Raw genomic sequence first — 25,471 nt, 5'->3', positions numbered from 1 at the left:
GTGCCACAGATTCATCTCAACCACGTCTCCCGGACATACTCCTCAGCGCGGGGTCCTGCCGTCGTCGCTCTGCGCGACGTTAGCCTCGAGATTGAGCAAGGTGAGTTCGTCGCGATCGTCGGACCTTCCGGGGGCGGCAAGACCACATTGATGAACATCCTGGGTCTCTTGGACGAGCCCACCAGCGGTGAGTACCTGTTGGATGGACAAGCCGTGAATGTGGGAGGACCTCGTAACGCGCCGCAGCTGCGCGCTAGAATAATCGGGTTCATCTTTCAGGCTTTTCACCTGCTGCCAGCGCGGCCGGCTGTCGATAGCGTGGAACTTGGCCTTCTCTATCGCGGTGTCCCGCGCGCGCGACGACGTGCACGCGCGCAAGAGGCTCTGCTGTCTGTGGGACTGGCTGAACGAGCTGCAGACAGCACATCCCAGCTGTCGGGAGGACAGCGGCAACGAGTCGCCATTGCTCGCGCCATAGCCGGTGACGCCAAGCTCATCCTCGCCGACGAGCCCACGGGAAATCTTGATTCGGAGAATGCCGAGCGAGTCTTAGACGAGTTGCAACGTCTGAATGTCAAAGGTTCGACCGTGATTGTCGTTACCCACTCGTCCGAAGTTGCTTCCCGTGCTCAGCGCATCGTGCGTCTCGCAGACGGCGCCGTAGTGAGCGATCAGTGGCGGGGCAGACCGCTCACTTCGGATGCGCTGTCCCCCAGCGTCGGTCTAGGACGGTCGGCTAAAGAGTCCCTCAACGCCGGAGAGCCACAAGTAGCTTCCAATACTCTGTTGTTGCCAACCAGCACATATAGCCGGCTCAGAGTCCTCGACCTCTTACGCGACGCGTGGGCGTCGGTGCTCTCACGACGGAACCAGACCATAGGGCTTAGCTTCGCAGTCGCCATTGCCGTAGCGCTTACGATCACGACGCTTGGTCTGTCGTCTTCTGCCACAGCGCAGGTATCTGCGACCTTCGATGCCCATCTGAACCGTGAGGTCACCGCGCGATGGTCTACGGGGACCGCGCACTCGCCCACGCTGACCAGCGTTCCAGAGGTGGTGGGAGACCTGAGAGGCGTCGAGGCCGCCGCCGTGTTGCTGGACCTCAGTCCCAGCACGGTATCTTCCTTCGCTGAGTCGCGCCAGGTACAACCGCACGTCGCCGTGGGAAACATCACAGCGGCGGGGCGGCTAGAGGTGGCGGAGGCGCCATGGCATAGCGGCGAACTGCATGCGGACGAGGTTCTTATCGGTGACCTGTTAGCGTCACAGTTGCAGTTGAGTTCACTCGCCGGCGCTCCTTCGATCTACATTGACGGGAACAACTACGTCGTCGCGGGGTTGATCACGGGGTCACCACGACTTCCACTACTGCGTGGAGAAGTGGTGATGGGGGCCCCAGCAGACATTAATACTCATGCGGCAACAGATGCGAGCCTGCTGGCGATAACTGCTCCTGGCGCTGCCCCGCAGGTCGCAAGGCAGATGCCCGCGGCGATAAACCCTTACCAGCCAGACGCCATTTTTGTCGCCGCCCCGAGTGACTCTGCAATCCTCCGCGGGCAAGTGGAAGAGGGTTTGCGGACAGCCCTAACCGCGTTCACCGTTCTCGCTTTGATTGTGGCTGTGGCGGCGCTGATGAACGCGACATTACTCGCTGTGCATACGCGGCGGGGAGAGATCGGCATGCGGAAAGCCCTGGGGGCGCGCAATGCGCAGATCGGCGCACTGATAACCATAGAGTCGGCATACGTGGGGCTGCTCGGCGGCGCGATCGGTCTCTTACTTGGCATGGGCGCGATACTCGTAGTTACCATCAGTCAAAAGTGGTCTCCGGTCTTCGACACCGCGTTGACACCGGTGGCCATGCTCGTCGGCCTCGTGGTCGGGGCGAGCGGCGGAGGACTAGCGGCGATTCAGGCCGCACGGCTCAAACCGGCTGACAACCTGAGGAACTAGCGACGATGCAAATCTGGCCCGGCGCAGGACCCAGCACTCCCGGCGACGACCTTCTGAATCGCCTGACCTTTGTTCCGTTCTTGAAGCGAGGATGGAACTCGATGAATAGGAACTATTCGCCGGAGATGCGTGAGCGGGCGTTGCGGATGCTCGCGGAGACGCGGCCGTCGCATTCGACGATGATGAGCGCGGTCCGTCACGTGGCCGGGTTGCTCGGGATGAGCCTCGAGACGCTGCGCCTCTGGTAGCGCCGTTACGAAGTCGATGCCGGCGTTAAGCCGGGGTTGACGACCGAGGCGGCGGCGGAGATCAAGCGGCTTCAGAAGGAGGTCTCGGAACTGCGGAAGGCGAACGAGATCCTCAAAGCTTCGAGCGTGTTTTTCGCGAAGGAGCTCGACCGCCGTTGACCGAGATGATCCGGTTCATCACCGAACACCGGGATCGTTTCGGGGTCGAGCTCATCTGCCGGGTGCCGCGCCCAGCGGTTCAAGGGTTCCTCACCTCCCGTGGCTACCGCGCCGCTGTCGGCCGGATGCCATCGGCGCGGCAGTTGAAGGACGAGCTTCTCGTCCCGCAGGTCGCCAGGCTGCATGCGAAGAACTACGGCATCTACGGGCGTCGGAAGATACACGCGCTGATGCGTCGGCAAGGGTGGCAGGTTGGTCGCGACAGACCGAGCGCCTGATGCGTCTGGCCTTGGTCCGCGGCGTGCGCAAGTCGAAGCGGGTATTCACCACGCGCTCCGACAAGACCACGGCGCTACCCGCCGATCTCGTGAACAGTCGCTCCACCGCGCCGGCGCCGAGGAGACTTTGGGTCTGCGACGTGACCTATGTCGCGACGCGGTCCGGGTTTGTGTACGTCGTGTTCGTCACCGACGTCTACTCCCGCCGCATCGTCGGGTGGAACGTCGCGTCGACGCAGTGGTCGGAGATCCTGCCGATGCAGGTGCTCGATATGGCCGCCTGGGGCGCCGGCAGCCGACTCGACGGGCTGATCCATCACGCCGACCACGGCTCGAACTACACCGCGATGGTCTACACCGAGCGGATCGTCGAACTCGGCGCCGTTCCCTCGACCGGAACGGTCGGCGACAGCTTCGATAACGCGATGGCGGAGGCGGTGAACAACCTTTGCAAGACCGAGCTGATCCGTCAGCGCGGCCCGTGGCGCACGGTCGAGCAGGTCGAGCTGGCGACGCTCGAGTGGGTGTGGTGGTGGGACAACTCCCGCCTCCACGGCGAGCTCGACATGCGCACACCGGTCGAGGTCAAGCGCGCGTACTACGCTGACCTCGAATCAGCCAATTCGGTCTCTGCCGGACAAAGCTCCCGACAGGAGTGAAAGTCAGGCCGATTCAGAGAGCGTGTCCTCGGGGTCGGTGACCGCTGGTTCGCAATTAGTCTCTGCAGAATGGACGCTCGTGCGCACTGCCGCTAGGAGAGGTCCACGTGCCCATCCCTCTTCGCTCCAACGGGCCACTTTCGCTGGTCACCGAGGCCCGCGAGGCCCCCGTGACGACGTGATGGGCTGGTTGTGCGTTGCAGCTTTCCCCTCAACGCACCTGAGACTCCGAACACCTCGCTCGCAAAGACCAAGAAATGAAGTCAGCTCTCGCGTCTGAGCAGCGAAAGCTGGAGGACCAAGAGGAGCGGCTCATCGAGTTGGTGGCCGATGGGGCGGTAGCAACACTGAATCTGCGGGAGAAGCTGAATCAGATCGCATTGCAGAAGGGGGCGGTGGCGGAGAAGCTTGAGCGCACTCTCGCCAGTCTCGACGCCGGAGTCAAACGAGCGCATGCGCAGCTCGATTTACCCCAGGACCCCGCTCATCTTTACCGCATGTCGCCCGGAAACGTTCGCCGCGATGTTCTGTGCGGCCTTTTCCGTAAGTTAACCATCTAGAGGGCCGCGGAAGGTGAAACGTCCATAAGGGGTGAACGTGCGGTCATCAATCAGGCCATGCACGCTCTCCGCGCGTCCCGGCGAGACGTCGAGTCAACAAAACCTCAAAGGGCCTCCCGCGCGTCTGCGGAAGGCCCTTTGAGTGCAGGCTTCGAACGCGTTTCTTCGTCCGAAGGTTGGAACATTCTTGAAGTGGTCGGGGTGACAGGATTTGAACCTGCGGCCTCGTCGTCCCGAACGACGCGCGCTACCAAGCTGCGCCACACCCCGTTGCAACTAGACAAGTCTACCCTGCACCGAGGAGTGCTTCGAACCACTCCGGGGGTTTGAGTTCAATCAGTCGGGTTCTGCCGGGGTGGGATGCGGGTCGTGGAGCGGCGCACGCCCACCCCGGCAGAACATCAGCCGGCCAGTGGTTCTGCGCGTCGGCGACCCCGCCGCCACGCATACATTCCCGAGGCGATGGCGGCAGCGGAGACGCCGCTCGTCACTGCCAGCGAAGTCCCGGAGACTCCTGTCAATGCGAGGGCCGCGGGAACCAGCGGGGGTGCTGGCGGTGTCGGCGGAATGACGGTGGCGACGGTCGCGGGGGTTGTCGTCGGGGAGGGGTCAGGGGCAGCGGGAGGCGGAGAGAAGGCCAGTTGCTCCGTCTGCGCGGGAGTGGCGAAGCGCTCCATCCAGAAATAGCGCGAGGGGAAGTGCGCGACCGAGTCAGGGTCTTGGGATGTGCGCTCGATACGCCACACGGCCGTGTACACGCCCGGACCGGGCAGGGAGACCGAGGTCGTGCGGTAGACGGCGGGGCCGATTCTCGGGTCGGTCCGGAGCTCAAGGTGTGCGACCGGGCTGAGATTTGACGGGATCTCGGTGGCCTCGGCGGGAAACGCGTTCGTCCGGTAGACGTCGGCACTTGCACTCACGACCACGAAAGTTCCGTCGCTGTGTCGCGGCCAGACACCGTCACCGGCAGACACCATGACGTCGTCGACGAACCGGCCACGGGAGTCGATCGTGGCCGCCGTCTCGATCCGCGGGGCGAAGCGCAAGGGCCGCGGTGAGGCGTCTTCGGTCGCCAGGGTGAAGGTGGTGGGTTCGGCCGGCCCCGCGGACTCCTGCTGCCCTGGGGTCGAGTAATACCGGATGGCTGCCGAACGCACGGTGAATGTACCTGCGGCCCGTACGACGTACGGTCGTCCGTCGTCGGACGCCGTCGCCGGGGCGATGATCGGGTACGTGACCGCCCCCTGGATTCCGGCACGCTCGGAGCTTCCCGTGTCGGCGAAGACCGCGTTTTCGAGTCGAAGTGTTCCCGAGGCGGTCGGGTCGACATCGAGCGTCACCGCTCCCCGCGTGGGATCGTCTTCGTCCATCGACAGCGTCAGCGAGCCGCCCACTCGTGGAACGGGCATGCCCTCGGCTTCGGCCAGATACCGCACGGTGCGCTGCTGAATCGCGGTGCTGTTTTCGGGGCTCGCTCTCCGCATGATGTAGTCGATCGCCTCGGTCAGCTCGTTCCCGCCGTACCCCCAGGAGTGCAGCGTCGTATCCCGGTCGACGATGGCTTTCACCGCCCACCCGACGCTTGCGGCCTGCACCGCGTCGCCGGTCTGCCCGTACGTGCTGACGAGGTAGTTGATGGAGATCAGCTGCTGCGGGGTCAGTCCGTTGACGTCGGTGGTGATGCCGTGGTCCGTCGTGGTTCCGGTGGCGACGGGAAGGCCGGGATGTATGCAATAGGTGTGAACATCTCCCACCCGCATCGAGCCGTGCCAACCGGTGCGGGAGAGCGGGGCCCACGTACCGAAGCCCGTGCCTCGGTCAGCGGCGTTCGCAGCCGGGGCCACGGCGACGCCCAACAAGACGGCGACGAGCGTCAGGACGGCGGGGAGACGTCGGAGAGAGGGTGGACGGTGGCGCATCGGGGGAGTCCCTTCGGTCGAGGAACTCGATCTTCGGGGAACGACACGTCCTCTCGACGCGCGAAGGGGCCGATCCGTGTACGGATCGGCCCCCGAGGCGGCTGTGGAGAATCCGTCAGCGCGGAAGCAGCGTGAGCAGCGATGCCTCCGGGCGGCACGCGAAACGCACGGGCGCGTAGATCGAATGACCGAGCCCCGCGCTGACGTTCAACGGCACGGTGCGGCCTTCGTAGGTCCAGTCGCTCAGTCCGCGCGCCTGATCCAACGGGATGTCACAATTGGCCACCAACGCGTCTCGACGGAACGGCACCCGCACCTGTCCGCCGTGCGTGTGACCGGCGAGCAGCACGTCGGCACCGAAGTCGGTGAACGTGTCCAGAGTGCGCCGATAGGGCGCGTGCATCACGCCGAGCGTGAGGTCGGCGGCATCCAGGCGTTCCACTACCGGCGGGATGAGCTCGGGGTGGTCCCACTTGCGGTGGGCGTCGTTGACGCCGAAGGCGGTGACGCGTAGGCCCTTCACCTCGAGCGACACAGCGGTGTCGTCGAGGATGCTCCACCCCAGGTCATCGGTGAAATACCGGTCGAGGGCGTCGACATCGAGGTGCTTGTGCGCGGGCTGATGACCGGACGGCCCCAGAAAGTACCGCAGGGGGTTGCGGGGTGCCGGCTCTTGGAAGTCGTTCGACCCGTGCACGACCAGTCCGGGCACACCCCGTAGGGGTGCGAAGGCCGTCCGGATGCCGGTGAGTCCGTCGCGGTGACCGAGATTGTCGCCCGTATTGACGACGAGGTCGGGCGATAGCTCGGAGAGACGCGCCATCCATTCCTGCTTGCGGTTCTGCCAGGGAGCCATGTGCGCGTCGGAGACGTGAAGGACGCGGATCGGCTCGGCCCCTTTGGGGAGGACACGCAGCGCGTGGTAGCGCACCGTGAAGAGGTAGCGCTCGATGCCCACGCCCCACACGGCGGCCCCGACAGCGGCCGCCCCCGCGACCCCGAGGGGTGCGAGGGCGGCCGTCATGAGAGGACGCGTCACGAGCACTTCTTCGCGACGATGGACAGAGCGATCGCGGCGCTCTTGTTCGTCGCCGTGCCGGCGGCAGGGTTCGTCGCCGTCACCTGGCCCTCGTTCGGAGCGTTGCCCTCGGGCTGACAGGCGCCGATGGACACGTTCGTGAAGCCAGCGGCATTCAGCGCTGCCTGGGCCGCGGGAACAGTCTGCCCGCCCACGTTCGGCACCGTCGCACCCTGGCCGTTACCGGGGCTCAGCGTGATCTGCGAGCCCGCGGGAGCAGAGCCTGCGCCGGGGTTCTGCGCGGCGACGGTGTCAGGACCCGACGGGGAGTCGACGGGGTCACCGACCGAGACGCGGAAACCCGCGTTCTGGAGGGTCGAGGTGGCGTCGGAGATGCTTTGGCCCACCACGTTCGGTAGATCCCGCATCTGGGTGCGGAGGAGGTTCGACGAGGGGTCGGGGAACCGGTCGCCGCCGTAGAAGTCATCGGATGCGCGCTGCACATCGGCCGCCAGGGGATAGCGGATGTCAGAGAGAGCGCGACCGCCCCAGAACTTCTTAAAGACGTTGACGCCACCCTCGTAGTTGCCGACCCAGGCAGCGGTCGTCGTGTTGGTCGACGACTCGATCATCCAGGTCTGCCACTCTTCGTGGGTACCGGTCTTACCGAGAACGGGGGTGCCATCGCCGGGGTTGCCACGGGCGCCGGTCCCGCCGCGGGCCATGACGCCCTGCAGGGCGTATGCGGCCGTTGCAGAGACCTCCGGGGTCAGCGCAGCCGAGCAGGTGCGTTCGGGGATGGCACGCTCCGCGCCGCTGCTGTCGGTGACCTTGTCGATCACCTTGGGCTGGCAAAGCGTTCCACCGTTGGCGACCGTGGCGTAGGCCCCGGCCATCGCGATGGGAGAGACGTTATCGCTGCCGATGACGTTGTTGGCGTACTGCATCGTGATGTCCGAACCATCACCCCGGGTCACGCCGAGCTTCTTGGCCGTCTTGGCGATGTCACAGAGGTCGAGCTGCGCCGCCATCTGGAGATAGCCGGTGTTGAGCGAATCGCGCGTGAACATCATCGGCGTTCCGACGTAGCCGCTGTCGTTGCCGAAATTGTTGATGCGGTCGTTGTTCTTGTTCACGTAGTTGCCGGTGCACGAGTTCGTCATGTTCGGCACGGGACCGATCCGGCCGTTCAGCGTCTCGTTCAGGGAGTGCCCTGTCTGGAGCCAATCCACGAGAGTGAAAAGCTTGAAGGTCGATCCCGCGTTGAAACCGATGGACCCGCCGTTCGTGCTGTCGCCCGCGAAGATCACGGAGTTATAGGAGGGATCGGACTCCGCTTGCCCGGGGTCCTGCGTGAACTTCGTGTTCTGCGCGATGGCGAGGATGCGCCCGGTCTTCGACTCGAGGTTGACGACGGTCGAACCGAATTTCATGCCGTCGATGCTCGAGGGCGTGTACGCGTTCATCGCGTTCTGCGCGGCATCCTGAACGCGCCAGTCGAGCGTCGTCTGGATAGTCAGGCCGTCCTGGCGGAGGGCGCGCACGCGGTCGTCGGTGTCGGTACCGAACGCCGGATCGTTCAGGATCGTCGACACCACGTACTGGCAGTAATACGGCGCAGCGGACGAGGCGCACCCCTGGCTGGTCGGTCTGATCTTGGGGGTAATCGGCTCGACCGCTGCAGCGACGTACTGCTCGTGCGTAATCTTGCCGTCGGTCTCCATGCGGCTGAGCACGTAGAGCTGGCGGCCCTTGGTCGCACTGTAGCCGTCGGCGGCGTTGACGAGCTGTTCCTGGGTGATCTCGCCGTTGTCGCGCAACGTATAGAGGGCCTGGACTGTGCTCTGGTCGACATCGTCGATCGAGCCGTCGGGGGCCTTGTTGTACGAGGTCTCGCCGTCGCTGATCGAGCCTTCGGGGCGGTCGATCCGGAAGCGGTTGGGGTTCTGCACCATGCCCGCGAGGACCGCTGCCTGACCCACGCTCAGGTTGGCGGCAGGAGTGTCGAAGTAGTAGCGCGCCGCGGCGTCGATGCCGTAGGTGGTGCCACCGAAGTTGGCGATGTTCAGGTAGCCGAGAAGGATCTGATCCTTCGTGTACTCCTTCTCGAGCTGGATCGCGTACCGCATCTCCTGCAGCTTGCGCTGGTAACCCGCTGCACCGTTCGCCTGCACTGCCTCGAGGGCGCACTTCTGCAGCGCTTCGTCACGCGAGACCGCCGCGGTGGTTTCTGTGGCCTCGACGGCCTTCGCGTCGCGCTCACAGCGCTGCACGAGCACGTTCTTCACGTACTGCTGGCTGATAGAGGAGCCGCCCTGAGTGTCGCCGTCCGGGTTCGTCGCGTTGCTGAGCAACGCGCGAGTCGTGCCGATGAGGTCGACACCGCCGTGCTGGTAGTAGCGCGGGTCTTCCGACGAGAGGATCGCGTCGTACATGACCGGGTTGACCTGGTCGAAGGTGACGGGGGAGCGGTTCTGGTCGTAGAACTTCGCCAGCACCCGGTCGCCGGCCATCAGCGTCGTCGGCTGCATGAGCTCGTCGGGCTTCAGGTAGCTGGGCATGTTGTCGAAGACGGTGATCGCGCTGGAGGCAGCGGCACCGGAGACGGCGATGGCCGGCGTCACGGCAGCGGTGACCAGGAGTCCGGCGACTGCGCTCAGGCCGACCAGGCCGACGATGCCGCCGAGGGCACCGCTAGCCGTTCGTTTGTTCTCGGGCATAGGCTTGATGCTAAGCGACGTTGCTGGGCGATGCCTTGAAGGCGTGCGCTCGCGCGCGGACGCGTCCATCCTCGCGCGCAACACAGCTGCGCGCTCCGAGCCACCTCCGGGAGCCCGTCATGACCACGTGGGAGTACCTCACCACACCCCTGCTCATCCACAACACCGCGGCGATCCTCAACAACTGGGGCAAGCAGGGGTGGGAGCTCGTGCAGGTGGTCACCGGTCCCGAGGGCGGACTCGTCGCCTACTTCAAGCGCCCCACCGGCGGTGGCGCGGCAAACGCCGGCCTGGGTGCAGCCGAGACGGCCGCGCGACAGTTCGAGGGCCAGCAGTGAGCGTCTCCGAGCGCCTCGCCGCCCTCGGCGTCGACGTCCCGGCGGTGGTGCCTCCGGTCGCGTCCTACATTCCGGCCAAGCGTCACGGAGACCTCGTCTACACCTCGGGTCAGCTCCCCATGGTCCAGGGTGCCCTGCCCTCGACCGGCAAGGTCGGTGAGTCCGAGGGCCTGATCGCCCCCGCGGATGCGAAGACCCTCGCCCGTCAGTGCGCGCTCAACGCGATCGCCGCAGCCGCGGCTCTCGTCGGCGGCGTCAATAACCTCACCGGGGTGCTCAAGCTCACCGGCTTCGTGGCATCCGTCCCCGAATTCACCGGGCAGCCGGGCGTCATCAACGGCGCGAGCGAGTTCCTCGGCGAGGTCTTCGGTGAGACTGGCGCCCACGCGCGCTCCGCGGTCGGTGTGCCCGTCCTCCCCCTCGACAGCCCCGTCGAGGTCGAGGTGATCTTCACCGTCGCCTGACGACGACTCCGGATGCCGGCACCCCGGCCTTCGCACGAGAGGGACGCCCTGGTCGCACGGGGCGTCCCTCTCGTCATCGTCGGGTATCTGTCTCGGCTGATTCAGAAGTGTGCGGGGGCAGGATGCCCCCGTGACCTCCTCTTCCGCGCCGAGTGGGCCGTCGACGGCCGAGAGCGCACTTCTCACTCCTTCGGCTCACCTCCGGCGCGACATGGTGGTGGCGATCTCGGCCATCGTCGTGCTCCTCGCCGTGGGATTCATCCTCCGCTTCGCGCCGATAGACGTGGCGTTCTCGAACGCGGTGCATCATCTGCATGTCAGCGCCCTCACCCAGGTGGCGGAGGCGTTCTACCGCTCGCTGAAACCGCTGCCCGCCGCGGGCATCATGATCGTCGCCACGGTCGCCGTGGGCCTTCTCTCCCGCCGGTGGCAGGTCGCCCTCGCCTTCTTCGGGGGAGTGGCGGTGACGTGGGGTCTCGCGGAAGCGGCGAAACTCATCGTCGACCGACCGCGCCCCGGGATGTCAGAGGCCATGACGCAAGCGGTCGGCGCGACGGCCGATCCGTCGTTCCCGAGCGGTCACGTCGCTTTCACGGCATCGTTCGCCGCCGTGTTGATCTGCGCGCTCTGGACGACGCGATGGCGCGCCCTCGGCATCGTCGTCGGGGTGGTGCTGGTCGTGGGGATGTCGGTGTCGGTCGTGGCCATCGGCGTGCACTACGCCGGGGACGCCCTGGCATCCATCGTCTGGGTGGCGGGGGTGTATCCGGCGGTGCGGGCGGGAGGGGCCATGCTCGTCATCCCGCGGGTCGAACGCGCGATACGGCGATCGGTCTCGTCGCGGGGGCGCTGATTCGCTAGCATCGAGGCCGAGTCGATCACCGGGGGGAAGGACTCGCATGGATGACGCCGCGCAGATGCTGCTCGCTATTGCCGGGCAATTGGAACGAGCCCAAGAGCTGTCGAATGTGGCCGAGGAACTGTCGGGCGAGCTCGCCACGCTGACGGGGATGGGTCGAAGCGACGAAGACGGGGCCACGGTGACGGTCGACCATCAAGGAATCGTCATCGATGTCGCCTTCTCGGATGCGATCCGGGATGCCGACGGGCCCACCGTCTCGGAGTGGGTGATGTCGGCGACGACCCGGGCGATCGAAGACCTGCAGAAGCAGGCAGAGCCCATCCGGGCAGCGATCCTGCAACCGCATCTGGCCGCTCCGGCGGTCGACTTCTCAGCGCGGATCGACGAGCTCTTCGAGAGGGTGCAGCGGTTGGACGCCGAGACTTCGGCCGCAACGCCCGTGAAAGACGAATTCGAGGGGGGCTCACGATGACGGATCTCGAGGTACAGGCCGATGCGCTGCACGCGCACGCCTCTCGGCTGAACGGCTCGGCCGACCAGTTGAACGACGCAGCCGTGGCCGCGTTGAGTGCCGTGGCACTGCAGCCGGTGGCTTTCGGATTGCTCTGCTCGTTCCTCGTTCCCGTGGTGACCCTGCAGCAGTCGACGACGGTCGCCGGACTCTCGGCGCTCCGCCTGGCACTCGCCGCCGAGGCCACCGCGGTTTCAGCGGCTGGTACGACATACTCTCTGCTCGACGATCACCTGGCCGCCGAGATCGCGAAGGTCATCTGATGTCGCTCATCGCCGCACCGACGTACGAGAGCGGGCTGAGCGGTGAGGCCGTGCTGGGTGCGTTGCCGGTCGCCGGGGGGATCGCTGATTCCGTGCGCGACTTCGGCAGCGGCAACATCACATCGGGCGTGATCGACGCGGCCGGCTCAGCGCTCGATGTCGTCAGCCTGATCGCGAACCCGATCGCGACGCTCGCGTCATCGTGCGCATCGTTCCTGCTCGATTACATGTCGCCGCTGCACGAAGAGCTGGAGCTGCTGACCGGCAGCCCCGAGATGGTGCGTGCACTCGGCGAGACCTGGGACAACGTCGGAGACGCCCTCACGGCCGTCGCGGACGACCGGGATCAGGCGCTCGGAAACCTCCGTGAGTCGTGGCAGGGAGCCGCCGCCACGGGCTACGAGACGGTCGCGACCGGCCTCACCGCGATCCTGCGGTCCCTCGCGGAGGCCGCCCACAGCAACGCGAACGGGCTTCGTTTGGCGGCATCCGTCGTCCAGATCGTCTACGAGATCGTCAAGGGCATCATCGCCGACCTCGTCGGACAGCTCATCCAGGCGGTCGTCGAGGCGCTGGCCACCGTCGGCGTGGGGCTCCCGGTGATCATCGCCCAATGCAGCACCAAGATCGCGACCCGCGTGCCTCAGGTCGCCCGGTGGGTCGAGAAGATTCAGGAGGTGATGCAGAAGATTCAGGGAATCGTCGAGCGTTTCACCCAGTTCGGTCGCGAATTTCAGGTCGAGACGGCGGGAATCGAGAAGATGCTCAACGTAGGTGAGCTCCGGGTCAACTTCCAAGCACTCGACGTGGTCAACGCTGTCAAGGGCATCAACGCCGGAGTCGGAAAGTCGGCAGAGGCCGACGCAGATCAGCAAGGGGGGCGCTGATGGTCGCTCCTGATTTCTCCGGCGTCCCCTTCGATGTGCAGGAACGTCTCGCCGCTCGCGACGCGAAGTATGCCGCCGCGATTGCACGGGGTACTGCCTTCGAAGCGGTTCGAACGGCGGTCGAGACAGCCCAGGGGGCGGCCGTGTCGTTCCAGGGCGAGGTGAGAGCGACCGTGTCCTCTCGCGGGCTTCTGACTGAATTGCATGTTTCCTCCCGCGGAGTCGCTCTCGGTCCGCGCGCCCTCAGCCGTCTCGTGACCGCCACGATTCGCGAGGCGCTCACCAATCTGCAGGAAAATCTGACGAACGCGATCGAGGAGGCCGATCCTGGAGTGGCCGGGGCCTCGGTGTTGAGCGAGATGCGGGCTGGCCTCGTCGGTCCGCTATCCCTGCTCGATGCGGAAGGCCCGGTTCAGGGCCTCCGCTAGCGTCGACCGGTCTGCAGGGCGCCGCCTCACCGGCATCGCTGAGTGTCTCACCCAGCCCATCGTTGGTGCGAAAAGCGGAAGGATTCTCCACGCGACATCCGCCCGCGTCGTGTGCGCGACTCCGTCACTCAGCTGTCGCCACGCGGACCCGGCAGGAGAGTGGACGCGACAGTGGGGATGCCGCGGGGTGTCGCCGTGCCCAGAGAGGCGCTCCCCACATGTGCACTCACGTTCAGCCCCGGCCGTGCGCCTGACGGTGCTTCCCAACGGTCGATCGCTTCGCTGCGCTTCATGAGCACATTGCTGGGTGCGTCCGGCGCCTCCTGCCAGGGGATTTTGTTGCCGAGACCGTAACCTTTCCAATCCGGGTGGACCAGCCGACGATCAAGAACCAAGCGCGGACCGTCCGCGTCATGGTTGGGGAACACCCCGACGCCAGCGACGAGCGCATCCGCTCGCCCCCATGAACTGGCGGGCACCCTGTCGAGCAGTGCGTCGAGCGTGTGAGCCACCGCCCGGATCGTCGGCACGTCGTAGTCCCGCAAGCCGTAGGCAAGGATCACGCCTGCACGGATGACGACGGCGCTCAGGGGTGGGAGCGATGACAGGACCTCGACGAAAGCGGGCTGAAGCAAATCCGTCGCGAACGCGGGGACGAACCCTTCCACCTGCCAGCGTCCATCGGCCGTGCGCGAAGGTTCCAGAGGGGGGAGTGCCAGACCGAGGTCCTTCTCGGTTGCGAGAGTATCGACCATCCGAAGTTCCGGAAGCGATGCGGGGAGCTCGAGCCAAACACCGGTGGTCTCGCGGCGATCACCGTAGGGCAGGCCGCCGTTTGTCGTGCTGTAGCGGTAGCCGATCAGGCGTGCTGCTCGAAATGCGCGCTTTTCGACAGATCCGTCGATGACCTCGCTCAGGCCCACCGGCCAAATGTCGAAGCTGTGTTCACCGCGCAACGAGGCCTCGGTCAATTCGAAGGGGCACGGAGGCTGCGCATCGTTCCACGACCACCCCTGAGAGGTGACGTCATGCCGCAACGTGGCACGGCGCTGCGCGGCCTCTTCGCGTTTCCGCTTGCCAAAGATCACGTCTGCCGTCTCCTCGATCTCTCTATCAATTCGGTGTCATGCCATCATGCCCACGGAGCCTCTCCGCCTGCGAGATCGCCGCGGAGACGGTCATCGGCGAGGTTGAGCCCGGTCTGCCGTCCGCCGCTTTCGGTACTCGGTCACACGCCATCGATGTCGTGGTTCTCGCAGCCGACCGACCCGCCGCCGACAGGGCGGCATCGACTCTCCCCGTGGGGGTGATCGCGCTCCTCAGACGCCATGATGAAGAGCCGACGCGACCGCCGGTAAGTCTGAACCCCCTGCCCGCGTACCGATGTGGAGTCCCCAAGACGTACCCGGCGGCACGTCCCAGACGTCCACCGCTTCGCGTCGCGACATCGTCACGTGCTTCGGAGCGTCGGAGGCTTGCTGCCAAGGCACCTTTCCGCCGAGACCGTATCCCTTCCAATCAGGTCGCACGAGCCGTTGCTCGGGCCTCAGCCCTGCACCGCCGATCGTCCGACGGGAGAACACTCCGAAGCCGGCGACGAGACGTCCGGCCTGGAAATCTCCCTCACCGACGGTGCCCCGGAGGGCATCCGCGACACCAACCATCCAGATGTCGTGGGATCGCGAACCGCGTATTACGGCCTCGCCGAACTCGAAAATCGGCGCGGGTGCTGCACCCTCCCACGTCCATCCGGCGGCCGACACCTCCTGGCGCAGGACCTCTCGGCTCTGCTGTGCTTCGTGGCGCTGGCGCTTTCCGAACATCACGTTCGAAGTTTAGGCGCGTTCACCGAGTTCGCGAGGAAACCCGGGTGAGACGAGTGGCCCGTCGAATTGCTGCTTCGCGGCGTGACGCGGCTCCTTCCCAGCGACGCGTGACAAAGGTGACGCTCGGGCTCCCGTCGCTCTGTGATCAGCCCCGGCGATCAGGCACGCGGAGCCGCCCCGCCCTGCGAGATCGTGGACGCCACAGTCGGGATACCCAAAGGCATCCCCGAGCCGATGGTCGCACGTCCGAATTGTGCGCTCAGGGAAAAGCCCGGTGCATCGTCGGGGGTGGGCTCCCACACCTCTACCGCCTCGCTGCGCTTCAACATGACATTCTTCGGGGCGCCGGGCGCGTCTGGCCACGGCACTTTCTCCGCCAGCCCGAAGCCTTTCCAGTCGGGGCGCACAAGACGCTGGTCGAGTGAAAGGCTGGCCCCGCCGGGGACGCGCCGTGGAAACACCCCGGTGCCCGCGACGAGAGCGTCCGCGCGGCCCCAGGCGTTGCCGGGCACCGCCTCGATCAGTGCAGCAAGGGTCGTCGCGACGGTTCGAATGGTCTGCGCATCGTAGCGCTGCAATCCATAGGCGAGGATCATTCCCGCGCGGATGACGACGGCTGTGAGAGGGGGAAGGGTCGCAAGCGCCGTGACGAATGTCGAATGAAGGAGGTCCGAGGCGAACTGCGGGACGAAACCTTCGACCCGCCATCGTCCGTCGGTCGTCCTCGCAGGGTTCAGTGGGGGAAGAGGGAGCCCCTCGTCCTTCTCCGTCGACGAAGCGTCTACGAGACGGATCTCGGGCAGCGAGTCGGGCAGGTCGATCCACACCGCGCTCGTCTCGCGACGATCCCCGTACGGAATGCCTCCGTTCGTCGTGGTGTAGTCGTAGCCGATGAGTCGCGCGGCGCGAAAGGGACGGGTGTTCACCATGCCGTCGACGACATCGCCTAAGCCGACCGTCCAGATTTTGAACCGCTCGGGGCCTCGAAGGGCCGCCTCCGAGAGTTCGAAAGCGGGCGCGGGCTGGGCGTCGCTCCACCGCCACCCTTGCTCGGCGGCGGCAGCTTTCAGCTCTTCGCGCTGCTGCGCAGTCTGCTCATGCCTTCGCTTGCCGAAAATCACGGTCGCAGTCTAGGCAGACCGAAGCGATCAGAAGGACTTAGCGAGCGAATCCTCCGTCGCGGCAATCGCCTCACCCGTTCGCAGAAGCACCTCCGCGCACCCGTCCAACAGCGTCTGCATCGACCGCATCTGTTCTTCCCACTGGGCGCGTGCGACGGAGTACGCCTCCCGCGCCTCGCCTCGCCACCCGCTTTCCATGGTCGCCAGTCTCGTGTCGAGGGCGTCGAGCTCGCCTCGGATTCCCCCTGACGCGGCGCGGAGCACCTCGACCGTTTGACTGACCCTGCCGAACTCGATTCGAATGTGATCCGCCACGCTCATCCCCCCGGAACAATGGTTTCGACCCCTGTCACAATACGAGATCGCACGGCCACGGAGAGCGCCGCGCTCGACTTCGCCGGAAGATCCCGGATGCCGAAGCCCGCGGCATCCGGGATCCGAGCTCACTTCACTTGGGCGCTGATGACGCTCATGACGGCCGTGTCGGCGAGCGTGGTGGTGTCTCCGACTTCGCGGCCCTCGGCGACGTCGCGCAGGAGTCGGCGCATGATCTTGCCCGAGCGGGTCTTCGGCAGCTCGCCGACGATGTAGACGTCACGGGGGCGGGCAATCGGACCGATCTGCTGACCCACCCAGGTGCGCAGCTCGTCGCCGAGGCCCTCGACGGGGTGCTCTTTCAGGTACCGGCTCTTGATGATGACGAACGCGACGACGGCTTGGCCGGTGGTCTCGTCGCTCGCGCCGACCACGGCGGCCTCGGCGACGCCCTCGTGTCCGACGAGGGCGGACTCGATCTCGGCCGTCGAGAGCCGGTGGCCGGACACGTTCATGACGTCGTCGACCCGGCCGAGCAGCCACACGTCGCCGTCGTCGTCGAGACGGGCGCCGTCACCGGCGAAGTAGTAGCCCTTGTCAGCGAACTTCTCCCAGTAGGTCTCGCGGTACCGGTCGGGGTCTCCCCAGATGCCGCGGAGCATGCTCGGCCAGGGCTCGGTGATGACGAGGAGGCCCCCACTGCCGTTGCCGACCGGCTCGCCCTGCTCGTCGACCACGGCGATCGAGACGCCGGGGATCGGCACTTGGGCAGAGCCGGGCTTGGTCTCGGTCACTCCGGGGAGCGCGGAGATCATGATGGCACCGGTCTCGGTCTGCCACCACGTGTCGACGATGGGGGTCTTGTCGGCGCCGATGATCTCGCGGTACCAGATCCAGGCTTCGGGGTTGATGGGCTCACCCACCGAACCGAGCAGACGGAGCGACGACAGATCGAACTTCTGCGGCACGTCGCGCCCGATCTTCATGAACGAACGGATCGCGGTCGGCGCCGTGTAGAAGATCGTCACGCCGTGCTTCTCGATGAGCTCCCACCAGCGTCCCGGGTGCGGCGTGTCGGGGGTGCCTTCGTAGAGCAGCTGCGTCGCGCCGTTGGCTAGGGGACCGTACGTGACGTAGGTGTGTCCTGTGATCCAGCCGATGTCGGCGGTGCACCAGTACACGTCCGTTTCGGGGTGGACGTCGTGGACGACGCGGTTGGTGAATGCGGCTTGGGTGAGGTACCCGCCCGACGTGTGAAGGATGCCCTTCGGCTTCCCGGTGGTTCCCGAGGTGTAGAGGATGAAGAGGGGGGTCTCGGCGGGGAACGCCTCGGCCTCGTGGTCGGCGGAGGCTTTCGGAACCACGTCGTGCCACCAGAGGTCGCGGCCCTCGGACCAGTCGACCTCGTTGCCGCCCCGCTTGACCACGAGCACGTGCTCGACGGTCTCTTGCTCACCGGAGCCGTTGCGGTCGGCGAGCGCCAGGTCGACAGCGGGCTTGAGGGGGGAAACCTTCCCCTTTCGCCATCCTCCGTCGGCGGTGATGACGAGCTTGGCGCCGGCATCGTCGATACGCGCACGCAGGCTGTCGGCCGAGAATCCGCCGAAGACGACGGAGTGCACGGCGCCGATGCGCGCGACGGCGAGCATCGAGGCGATGGCCTCGGGGATCATCGGCAGATACAGCGCGACGCGATCGCCGCGCTCGACGCCGAGCTCGGTGAGGACGTTCGCCAGGCGCTTCACCTCGTCGGTCAGTTGGGCATAGGTGACGTTGCGCTGATCGCCGGGCTCGCCCTCCCAGCGCAGAGCGATGCGATCGCCGTTGCCCGCTTCGACGTGCCGATCGAGGCAGTTGTATGCGACGTTCAGCTCTCCGTCGGCGAACCATTCCGCGAACGGGGGGTTCGACCAGTCGAGCACCTGGGTGAAGGGAGTGTGCCAGTGCAGTTCACGCGCCTGATCGGCCCAGAAGCCCTCGCGGTCCGCTGCGGCGCGCTCGTAGAGGGTGCGGTCGGCGACGGCCTGCGCGGCGAAGTCGGCCGACGGCGCGAACCGGCGGGTCTCGTTGAGGAGGTGATCGATCTGGCTGCTCATCGCGGCGCTCCTTCGCGTTCACGGACCCGCGCACCTGCGCGCGGTGTCCTCACCTCGGTCACGCTATCGACCGCCTCCGACACCGGCCACCTCCGATAGATGGGATCGGGGTGGATGGGAAACAGGTGATATATCGCCATGAATAGGTCGGTCGAGTTGGCCTGACTGATTTGCACGCGTACTCTAGCTAGCGCCCGAACATCGCTTCCGGCACTCGCGTCGGGGGGAGCCCCCCAATTTTTCCCCGGCGCGTGGCGGCATCCCTCGCCCCCCACTGTAGGGATGCCGCCCCCTCTTTCTTGGTGCTGTTGCCCCTCGCTGTCGAGGGTCTGTCCCGAAACGTCTTGGGTGGTTCCTCCCCAGGAGCGGTTGTTCACGCCGCCTCCACCGATCGCCTCGGACGGCCCGCGGACCGTCGCATCGTGACCCTACGGTCGTCGCGTGACCTTCCTCACCCCACTCCGCAACGGCCTCGACAACGGGGTCGTCGACATGCTCGATCCCGCGGTGGCGTTCCTCCGTCCCTTCCTCGACGACCCGTGTGTCACGGACCTCTTCGTGAACGGCGACCGGGGACTCTTCGTCGACCGGGGTGAGGGGGTCGAGCGGGTGACGTCGTGGCTGGCGAGCGAGGCCGAGGTGCGCCGTCTCGCGGTGCGCCTGATCGCGCTCGGGGGTCGTCATCTCGACGACGCATCGCCCTGCGTCGACGTTCGGCTCGAGAGGGGAGTGCGGGTTCACGCCGTTCTGGCACCCGTGGCTGCGAGCGGGACGAGTATCTCCGTGCGGGTCCCGAAGTTCGACGGCCCTGATCTCGGCGACCTCCAGCGTGCGGGCATGTTCTCAGCGCGTCAGCGGGAGCGGCTGGAGCGCCTCGTCGACCGGCGAGAGAACGTGCTCATCGCCGGGCCGACCGGGGCGGGGAAGACGACCCTTCTCGCGGCGCTGCTCGCTCGGGTCCCCGCGACGGAGCGCATCATCACGATCGAAGAAGTTGCGGAACTGCATCCCGACCATCCGCACCACGTCGCGCTCGAGGCGCGACAACCCAACATCGAGGGCGCCGGTGGCATCTCTCTCTCCCGTCTCGTGCGCGAAGCGCTGCGCATGCGCCCCGACCGGCTGATCCTCGGCGAGTGTCGGGGGGAGGAGATCCGGGACCTGCTCATGGCCCTCAACACCGGCCACGACGGGGGAGCGGGAACCCTCCATGCGAGCAGCCTCGTCGATGTCGCGACGCGTCTCGAAGCCTTGGGGGCCCTCGCGGGAATGGATGCCAGAACCTGCGCGCGCCAGAGTGCCGGGGCCATCGGCGCGGTCATCCACGTGGAGCGTGTCGGCGGGCGGCGACGCGTGACCGGCTGGGGTCGTCCGGTGCTTCGGGACGAATGCCTGCGGGTCGAACCGGAGAAGTGGGCGTGAACGTCAGGATCCTCGGCCGAACGCGTCGGAACTCGCGTGGCGACGGGCGGAAAGCTGATCCGATCGAGACGGTTCTGCGTCTCGCCGTTCTGTTGTCGGGCGGAACCGCCCCGACTCTCGCCTGGAGATACCTCGCCGAGGGCGGTGACCCGGCGCTGACCGCTGCGGCTGACGCCGCCGAGCGGGGAGCCGACGTCGGTGCCGTCCTTCGCGCGGCGGGGGACTCCTGGCATGGCCTCGCCGCGATCTGGAGTGTGGCTGTGGCCGCAGGGGCTCCGCTGTCCGACGCCCTCCGCTCGGTCGTCGGCGCGCTTCGCGAGACCGCCGAGGTGTCGGCTGATGTGCGCGTCGCTCTCGCCGAACCGGCTGCGACAGCCCGCCTCCTCGCCTGGCTGCCCCTCGTCGGCATCCCTCTCGGTGGTCTTCTGGGTTTCGACCCGGTCGGCACCCTGCTCGCAGATCCATTCGGACGAGGCTGCCTGGCCCTCGGGCTCATCCTGATGGCGACGGCGTACGTCTGGATGCGGCGCCTCTCCCGGAGGGCGCAGCCGCCACGGGTGACTCCCGGGCTGGAGGCCGAGCTGTGGGCGGTGGCTCTGTCTGCGGGGGTCTCCGTCGACCGGGCTCGCGGAGTGATCGACGACCTCGGAATCGACCCGACGGGGCGCGCCGAGGTGAGGGACACTCTCGAGCTGGCGACCCGCGCAGGCGTCCCGGCCGCCGAGCTGCTCCGCGGCGATGCCTGGATCGCGCGCTACCGCGCGCGGACCGACGGTCGAGTCGCCGCGGCGCGTCTGGCTACACGACTGCTCGTCCCCCTCGGCGTGTGCACACTCCCCGCCTTCCTGTTGATCGCCGTCGTGCCTGCCGCGCTCGCCGTCCTGCGGTCCACGGCATTGCCGTGACCGCCGTCCATCCGCCCCCGAGAAGAAGGAAAGATCCATGATCCGTTTCGTTCGCACCGCGATCCGCCCTCGACCCGCCGCAGACCTGCCCTCCCTCACGAGCGCTCGCGCCGGCGCCCTGTTCCTCGACGAACGCGGCGCTGCGACCGCCGAGTACGCCATCGCGACGATGGCTGCCGTCGCTTTCGCGGGACTACTCGTCGTCATCATGCGCAGCGATGAGGTACGCGGGATCCTGACGGACCTCGTGCGCCGTGCACTGACGGTTCAGTGAAGATCCCGCAGCTCGGGGAGCGCGGCGCGGCCACCGCTGAATTCGCCGTGGCGCTGCCGGCTGTCCTGCTCGTGCTCGCGCTCGGCGTCGGTGTGCTCGGATCGGTGGCGACCACCGTCCGCGTGCAGCAGGCGGTGGCCGAGGCCGCCCGACTCCTCGGTCGCGGCGACGAGGACGCCCTGTCACGCCTCGCGGAGGTCGGCGCGACCGCCTCGGTGGACCGCGGCGGAGGAGTGGTGTGCGTCCGCGCCTCCGTTCCGGTGCCGCTGGGGCTTCCCCTCCCGCCCCCATCCGCCCGGGCGTGCGCCCTCGATGGAGGTCGCTGATGCCCGGCACGGTGACCACTGTCGGCGTGGTCGCCGTGATCGCGGGTCTCGTCTCCGCTCTGGCCGTGGTCGGCGGGGCCTCGCTCGCCGTCCAACGTCTGGCGGGCACGGCGGACGCTGCCGCCCTCGCGGCCGCGGACGCCGCGAGCGGGGCGGTGGCGGGAGTGCCCTGCGACGAGGCCGCCCGCATCGCCAAGGCGGGGGACGCGAGCCTGCGAGAGTGCGATGTCGAGGGCCTGATCGCCACCATCACCGTCGCCGGGGCGTACGGTGGGATTTCATTCGATGCGCGCTCACGGGCCGGACCCTCCGCGGCCGCGAGCCCGTGAGACCTCCCGGAACCCGAACAGGGAGGCGTGTGTATGGTGTGCATCGACGAAAGGACCCCAGTGGCAAACGGAAAGAAGCTCGTCATCGTCGAGTCTCCGACGAAGATGAAGTCGATCCAGGGATACCTCGGCGACGACTACGAGGTGCTCAGCTCGGTCGGTCACATTCGCGACCTCGCGTCGAAGAAAGAGATCCCGGCCGACAAGAAGGCGGCGTACGGCAAGTACTCCATCGACGTCGAGAACGACTTCGACCCCTTCTATGTCGTCAACGACCGCAAGACCAAGACGGTCGCCGAGCTCAAGCGAGCGCTCAAGAGCGCCGACGAAGTCCTGCTCGCCACTGATGGCGACCGCGAGGGCGAAGCCATCGCGTGGCACCTGCTCGAGGTTCTCAAGCCCAAGGTCCCCGTTCGTCGCATGATCTTCCACGAGATCACCAAGGACGCCATCAAGGAAGCGGCGGAGCACACGCGCGAGCTCGACGTCTCTCTCGTCGACGCGCAAGAGACGCGCCGCGTCCTCGACCGTCTCTACGGTTGGGACGTTTCGCCGGTGCTCTGGCGCAAGGTCGGTTCCGGCCGCGAGGGCACGGCGCTCAGCGCCGGCCGTGTCCAGTCCGCGGCGACCCGCATGGTCGTCGAACGCGAGCGGGAGCGCATGGCGTTCGTCTCCGCTTCGTACTGGGACGTGGAAGCCCTTGCCTCGCAGGCGGGATCCTCCTTCACCACCCGGTTGAACCGTCTCGACGGCGCCCCCATCGCTCGCGGTGGCGACTACGATGACAACGGCCAGCTCAAGAAGGCCGTCGTGGTCCTCGACGAGGCGCAGGCCCGTGCCCTCGCCGACGCGATCACCGCCGCCGGTATCGCGACCGTCGCCAAGCTCGAGGCCAAGCCCGGCACGCGCAGCCCCCGTGCCCCCTTCACGACCTCGACGCTCCAGCAGGAGGCGGGTCGCAAGCTCTCGATGAGCGCCAAGCACGCCATGGGGGTCGCGCAGCGACTCTACGAAAAGGGCTTCATCACCTATATGCGTACCGATTCGGTCGCCCTGTCGGGGCAGGCCATCTCGGCGGCGCGCGCGCAGGCCGTCTCTCTCTACGGCGACAAGGCGGTCCCCGCGAACCCGCGTGTCTACAAGAGCAAGTCGAAGAATGCGCAGGAGGCCCACGAGGCCATCCGTCCCTCCGGCGAGACCTTCCGCACTCCCGCCTCGCTCGCTTCCTCCCTCGACCGCGACGAGCAGAAGCTCTACGACCTCATCTGGAAGCGCACGGTCGCCAGCCAGATGGCGGATGCCAAGTACGAGACGACGACCGTCACCCTCACCGTGAAGGCGGGTGCTCAGGTCGCCGAGTTCACGGCATCCGGAACCGTCTACACCTTCAAGGGGTTCCTCGAGGCCTATGAAGAGGGCGCTGACGAGAAGCGCAACGACGACGACGCGGACCAGTCGCTGCCGGCCGTCGCCGTGGGCGACGCGCTGTCGGTCAGCGACGTCGAGCCCAAGGGCCACAGCACCTCTCCGAAGCCGCGCTACACCGAGGCCAGCCTGGTCAAGGCGCTGGAAGAGAAGGGGATCGGCCGCCCGTCGACCTTCGCCAGCATCATCGGCGTGATCCTCGACCGCGGCTACGTCAGCAAGCGCGGGCAGGCCCTGGTACCCAGCTGGCTCGCCTTCAGCGTCGTGCGTCTGCTCGAGGAGCACTTCGCAGACCTCGTCGACTACGACTTCACCGCTGCCCTCGAGGACGATCTCGATGCCATCGCCCGCGGCGAGCAGCGTCGCACCGAATGGCTGAAGTCGTTCTACTTCGGCTCCGAGAAGCAGGTGGGGCTCCGCCACATCGTCGACAACCTCGGCGAGATCGATGCTCGAGAGCTCAACTCCACGCGCATCACCGACACCGCGACCCTCCGCTTCGGCAAGTACGGGCCGTACCTCGAGGTCACCGACCCCGCGGCCGGCCCCGAGGCGAAGCCCCGCATCGTGAACATCCCCGAAGACCTCGCCCCCGACGAGCTCACGCCGGCGAAGGCGCAGGAGTTCATCGACGCCCCGGTTGCCGGCGACCGCGTGCTCGGAGAGAACCCCGAAAACGGCAAGCTCGTCGTCGTCAAGGACGGTCGCTTCGGGCCCTACGTCCAAGAAGTCGATGCCGAGGAGCCCGAAGAGGTCGATCAGGCTACGGGCGAGGTCGTCGAAGCCCCCAAGAAGCGCGGCGCGAAGAAGGAAGCAGCTCCCAAGCCCCGGACGGCGTCGCTGTTCCGGTCGATGTCGGTCGACACCGTCGATCTCGACACCGCTCTGCAACTGCTGGCGCTTCCGCGCGTCGTCGGCACCGACCCGGAGTCGGGCGCCGAGATCACCGCGCAGAACGGTCGCTTCGGTCCTTACCTCAAGAAGGGCACCGACTCACGGTCGCTCGACGACGAGAAGCAGATCTTCGACATCACACTCGAGCAGGCTCTCGCGAAGTACGCCGAGCCGAAGTACGGCGCCCGCCGGGCATCCAGTGCGCTGAAGGAGTTCGACGCCGACCCCGTGAGCGGCAAGCCCCTCAAGCTCAAGGACGGCCGTTTCGGCCCGTACGTCACCGACGGCGAGACGAACGCCACGGTTCCCCGCGGTGAAGACGCGATGGCCCTGACCTTCGAGCGCGCGGTCGAGCTGATCGCTGACAAACGCGCCAAGGGTCCGGCGCCGAAGAAGACGGCGGCGCGCAAGGCTCCGGCCAAGACCACGGCCACGAAGACGGCCGCGGCCAAGACCACTGCGGCGAAGACGGCCGCGGCGAAGACCACGGCCACGAAGACCACCGCGGCCAAGACGGCCGCGGCCAAGACCACCACGGCAGCGTCACCCAAGACCACGACCACGCGCAAGGCGCCGGCGAAGAAGTCGTGACCGAGGATCGCACCCGGCCGCTGACCGTCCCCCGGGCGGCTGCGGCCGGGGGGCCCGGCCTGTTCGTGACCTTCGAGGGCGGCGACGGCGCGGGCAAGACCACCCAAGCCTCGATGCTCGAGGAGTGGCTGACCGCCCGTGGCAACACGGTCGTGCGAACCCGTGAGCCCGGTGGCACCGAGGTGGGCGTGCGCATCCGCGACATCGTCCTGCATCATCGCGGCCACATCGCGGCACGCGCCGAAGCTCTGCTGTACGCCGCGGATCGGGCTCATCACGTCGAGACCGTCGTGCAGCCGGCCATCGCCCGCGGCGACGTCGTGATCCAGGACCGCTACCTCGACTCGTCCGTCGCCTATCAGGGCGCGGGCAGAATCCTGGATGCCGACGACATCCGCGCCCTGTCGCTCTGGGCGACGGGCGGGCTGCTGCCGGATCTCACGGTGTTGCTCGACCTCGATCCGGCCGCGGCGCGTCGGCGCCTGGATGCCGACGACAAACCGTTCGACCGACTCGAGGCGGAGAAGAGCGAGTTCCACGCGCGCGTACGCACTGGCTTCCTCGCCCTCGCCGCCGACGAGCCGCGGCGTTTCCTCGTCCTAGATGCCATGCGCCCGGCCGACGAGCTGGCTCATCACGTCCGTGCGGCCATCGCCGAGCGTCTCGGCTGACGCGGG

26 protein-coding genes and 1 tRNA gene are annotated in these 25,471 nt (G+C 67.0%); 18 read left to right on the top strand and 9 right to left on the bottom strand.

Annotated features, from left to right (window positions below; translation table 11 throughout):
* From OVA17_RS01525 to OVA17_RS01510, 4 genes are all read left to right on the top strand, one after another.
* On the top strand, positions 1-1,956 hold the full coding sequence (locus OVA17_RS01525) for an ATP-binding cassette domain-containing protein (RefSeq protein ID WP_267787711.1): 1,956 nt from the start codon (positions 1-3) through the stop codon (positions 1,954-1,956).
* 412 nt (positions 1,957-2,368) lie between these two features.
* Positions 2,369-2,641: an IS3 family transposase gene (locus OVA17_RS01520; RefSeq protein WP_267789340.1), complete on the top strand. Its 273-nt coding sequence runs from the start codon at positions 2,369-2,371 to the stop codon at positions 2,639-2,641.
* Positions 2,641-3,300 (top strand): IS3 family transposase, encoded by a 660-nt coding sequence (locus tag OVA17_RS01515; protein ID WP_267787709.1) that lies wholly within the window; start codon positions 2,641-2,643, stop codon positions 3,298-3,300. Before OVA17_RS01520 ends, OVA17_RS01515 begins: the two co-directional genes overlap by 1 nt.
* 257 nt (positions 3,301-3,557) lie before the next feature.
* Positions 3,558-3,860, top strand: a complete 303-nt coding sequence (locus OVA17_RS01510; protein WP_267787708.1) for a hypothetical protein — start codon at positions 3,558-3,560, stop codon at positions 3,858-3,860.
* A gap of 193 nt (positions 3,861-4,053) precedes the next feature.
* Here OVA17_RS01510 and OVA17_RS01505 read toward each other — a convergent pair.
* The 4 genes from OVA17_RS01505 to OVA17_RS01490 all read right to left on the bottom strand — a co-directional run bounded on the left by OVA17_RS01505 (position 4,054) and on the right by OVA17_RS01490 (position 9,517).
* A tRNA-Pro gene (locus OVA17_RS01505) sits at positions 4,054-4,130 on the bottom strand.
* Positions 4,131-4,261: 131 nt separating this feature from the next.
* Positions 4,262-5,779, bottom strand: a complete 1,518-nt coding sequence (locus OVA17_RS01500) for a hypothetical protein (RefSeq protein ID WP_267787707.1) — start codon at positions 5,777-5,779, stop codon at positions 4,262-4,264.
* 115 nt (positions 5,780-5,894) lie between these two features.
* Positions 5,895-6,803 (bottom strand): metallophosphoesterase, encoded by a 909-nt coding sequence (locus tag OVA17_RS01495; RefSeq protein ID WP_267789339.1) that lies wholly within the window; start codon positions 6,801-6,803, stop codon positions 5,895-5,897.
* 11 nt (positions 6,804-6,814) lie between these two features.
* On the bottom strand, positions 6,815-9,517 hold the full coding sequence (locus OVA17_RS01490) for a transglycosylase domain-containing protein (protein WP_267787706.1): 2,703 nt from the start codon (positions 9,515-9,517) through the stop codon (positions 6,815-6,817).
* Between the two features lie 119 nt (positions 9,518-9,636).
* Here OVA17_RS01490 and OVA17_RS01485 point away from each other — a divergent pair, with 119 nt between their 5' ends.
* From OVA17_RS01485 to OVA17_RS01455, 7 genes are all read left to right on the top strand, one after another.
* On the top strand, positions 9,637-9,855 hold the full coding sequence (locus OVA17_RS01485) for a hypothetical protein (protein ID WP_056229468.1): 219 nt from the start codon (positions 9,637-9,639) through the stop codon (positions 9,853-9,855).
* On the top strand, positions 9,852-10,319 hold the full coding sequence (locus OVA17_RS01480) for a RidA family protein (protein WP_267787703.1): 468 nt from the start codon (positions 9,852-9,854) through the stop codon (positions 10,317-10,319). The genes OVA17_RS01485 and OVA17_RS01480 overlap by 4 nt, the downstream gene beginning before the upstream one ends.
* A gap of 130 nt (positions 10,320-10,449) precedes the next feature.
* Entirely contained in the window at positions 10,450-11,172 is a 723-nt protein-coding gene (locus tag OVA17_RS01475) for a phosphatase PAP2 family protein (protein ID WP_267787701.1), read from the top strand.
* A gap of 46 nt (positions 11,173-11,218) precedes the next feature.
* Positions 11,219-11,653 (top strand): YbaB/EbfC family nucleoid-associated protein, encoded by a 435-nt coding sequence (locus tag OVA17_RS01470; protein ID WP_267787699.1) that lies wholly within the window; start codon positions 11,219-11,221, stop codon positions 11,651-11,653.
* Positions 11,650-11,955: a hypothetical protein gene (locus tag OVA17_RS01465; protein WP_141376141.1), complete on the top strand. Its 306-nt coding sequence runs from the start codon at positions 11,650-11,652 to the stop codon at positions 11,953-11,955. The genes OVA17_RS01470 and OVA17_RS01465 overlap by 4 nt, the downstream gene beginning before the upstream one ends.
* Positions 11,955-12,842, top strand: coding sequence for a WXG100 family type VII secretion target (locus tag OVA17_RS01460; protein ID WP_267787696.1), 888 nt, complete (start codon positions 11,955-11,957; stop codon positions 12,840-12,842). Before OVA17_RS01465 ends, OVA17_RS01460 begins: the two co-directional genes overlap by 1 nt.
* Positions 12,842-13,270: a hypothetical protein gene (locus tag OVA17_RS01455; protein WP_267787695.1), complete on the top strand. Its 429-nt coding sequence runs from the start codon at positions 12,842-12,844 to the stop codon at positions 13,268-13,270. Before OVA17_RS01460 ends, OVA17_RS01455 begins: the two co-directional genes overlap by 1 nt.
* Before the next feature lie 128 nt (positions 13,271-13,398).
* Here the strand turns inward: OVA17_RS01455 and OVA17_RS01450 are convergent, their stop codons facing one another.
* The 5 genes from OVA17_RS01450 to acs form a co-directional block, all read right to left on the bottom strand.
* Positions 13,399-14,358 (bottom strand): hypothetical protein, encoded by a 960-nt coding sequence (locus OVA17_RS01450; RefSeq protein WP_267787694.1) that lies wholly within the window; start codon positions 14,356-14,358, stop codon positions 13,399-13,401.
* Positions 14,359-14,589: 231 nt separating this feature from the next.
* Entirely contained in the window at positions 14,590-15,096 is a 507-nt protein-coding gene (locus OVA17_RS01445) for a hypothetical protein (protein WP_267787692.1), read from the bottom strand.
* A 158-nt stretch (positions 15,097-15,254) separates the two neighbouring features.
* Entirely contained in the window at positions 15,255-16,217 is a 963-nt protein-coding gene (locus OVA17_RS01440) for a hypothetical protein (RefSeq protein WP_267787691.1), read from the bottom strand.
* Positions 16,218-16,244: 27 nt separating this feature from the next.
* Positions 16,245-16,538, bottom strand: coding sequence for a WXG100 family type VII secretion target (locus tag OVA17_RS16405; protein ID WP_420712426.1), 294 nt, complete (start codon positions 16,536-16,538; stop codon positions 16,245-16,247).
* A 122-nt stretch (positions 16,539-16,660) separates the two neighbouring features.
* On the bottom strand, positions 16,661-18,628 hold the full coding sequence (gene acs / locus OVA17_RS01435) for an acetate--CoA ligase (protein ID WP_267787690.1): 1,968 nt from the start codon (positions 18,626-18,628) through the stop codon (positions 16,661-16,663).
* Between the two features lie 492 nt (positions 18,629-19,120).
* On the opposite strand from acs, the gene OVA17_RS01430 reads away from it, so the two are divergent.
* From OVA17_RS01430 to tmk, 7 genes are read left to right on the top strand one after another with little or no spacing between them, the layout of a single operon-like run.
* Positions 19,121-20,050, top strand: a complete 930-nt coding sequence (locus tag OVA17_RS01430; RefSeq protein WP_267789338.1) for a TadA family conjugal transfer-associated ATPase — start codon at positions 19,121-19,123, stop codon at positions 20,048-20,050.
* Positions 20,047-20,955: a type II secretion system F family protein gene (locus tag OVA17_RS01425; RefSeq protein ID WP_267787688.1), complete on the top strand. Its 909-nt coding sequence runs from the start codon at positions 20,047-20,049 to the stop codon at positions 20,953-20,955. The genes OVA17_RS01430 and OVA17_RS01425 overlap by 4 nt, the downstream gene beginning before the upstream one ends.
* A 37-nt stretch (positions 20,956-20,992) precedes the next feature.
* Complete coding sequence (locus OVA17_RS01420; RefSeq protein WP_210073659.1) at positions 20,993-21,229, top strand: DUF4244 domain-containing protein; 237 nt, start codon at positions 20,993-20,995, stop codon at positions 21,227-21,229.
* Positions 21,226-21,555 carry a TadE family type IV pilus minor pilin gene (locus OVA17_RS01415; RefSeq protein WP_267787686.1) on the top strand — a complete coding sequence of 110 codons (330 nt, stop codon included), beginning with the start codon at positions 21,226-21,228 and terminating at the stop codon, positions 21,553-21,555. Before OVA17_RS01420 ends, OVA17_RS01415 begins: the two co-directional genes overlap by 4 nt.
* Positions 21,555-21,884: an Rv3654c family TadE-like protein gene (locus OVA17_RS01410; protein ID WP_267787684.1), complete on the top strand. Its 330-nt coding sequence runs from the start codon at positions 21,555-21,557 to the stop codon at positions 21,882-21,884. The genes OVA17_RS01415 and OVA17_RS01410 overlap by 1 nt, the downstream gene beginning before the upstream one ends.
* Before the next feature lie 60 nt (positions 21,885-21,944).
* Positions 21,945-24,794: a type I DNA topoisomerase gene (gene topA / locus OVA17_RS01405; RefSeq protein WP_267787682.1), complete on the top strand. Its 2,850-nt coding sequence runs from the start codon at positions 21,945-21,947 to the stop codon at positions 24,792-24,794.
* Entirely contained in the window at positions 24,791-25,465 is a 675-nt protein-coding gene (gene tmk / locus OVA17_RS01400) for a dTMP kinase (protein WP_267787680.1), read from the top strand. The genes topA and tmk overlap by 4 nt, the downstream gene beginning before the upstream one ends.
* The last annotated feature ends 6 nt before the right edge of the window (positions 25,466-25,471 follow it).

It is taken from the genome of Microbacterium sp. SL75, from assembly GCF_026625865.1.
Taxonomy (GTDB): Bacteria; Actinomycetota; Actinomycetes; order Actinomycetales; family Microbacteriaceae; genus Microbacterium.
Note: the sequence above shows the minus strand (reverse complement) of the source record. Positions and strands in the feature narration are given on the sequence as shown.